The sequence below is a fragment of the Cupriavidus sp. GW821-FHT07C08 genome (assembly GCF_059419025.1).
The window spans coordinates 1-524 of the sequence record NZ_JBWKQZ010000097.1 but is presented as its reverse complement, the minus strand read 5'-3'; the positions used below and the strand labels follow the sequence as shown (position 1 = coordinate 524).

At 61.8% G+C, this 524-nt stretch carries 1 pseudogene; it reads left to right on the top strand.

What is annotated here, in order from left to right:
* Positions 1-66: 66 nt before the first annotated feature.
* Positions 67-429 (top strand): annotated as a pseudogene (locus AC07UK_RS38870) (reverse transcriptase domain-containing protein); the annotation flags it as partial.
* Positions 430-524 lie beyond the last annotated feature (95 nt).

Sequence of the window (524 nt, the reverse complement as noted above, 5' to 3'; positions counted from 1 at the left end):
GCGGATGAAACGGATGGCGGATCTCAGCCCATCCCAAATGCTCGTTGAGCGCTTGTGCAGTTCGCGCTGACCGTCCCGACGGTGACGGACCGGCTGATCCAGCAGGCGCTGTTGCAGGTGTTGCAACCAATGCTGGACCCTACCTTCAGCAAGCACAGCTACGGCTTCCGGCCCGGGCGGCGTGCGCACGATGCGGTGTTAGCCGCACAGTCGTACGTTCAATCGGGGCGGCGCGTGGTGGTGGACGTGGACTTGGAAAAGTTCTTTGACCGGGTCAACCACGACATCCTGATTAACCGCCTACAGAAGCGCATCAGGGACGCCGGGGTCATCCGGCTGATCCGGGCGTATCTGAACAGCGGGCTGATGGATGGCGGGGTAGTGCTGCAACGGCACGAGGGCACGCCGCAAGGCGGGCCACTAACGCCACCAACAATAGAGCAAACCGCCGGATAAAATTGGGCCTGCGCATTTCGAGGGAGTGTCTGGCGCCCTGGTCCAGAAGCTGTGCTGACGTCAATGTG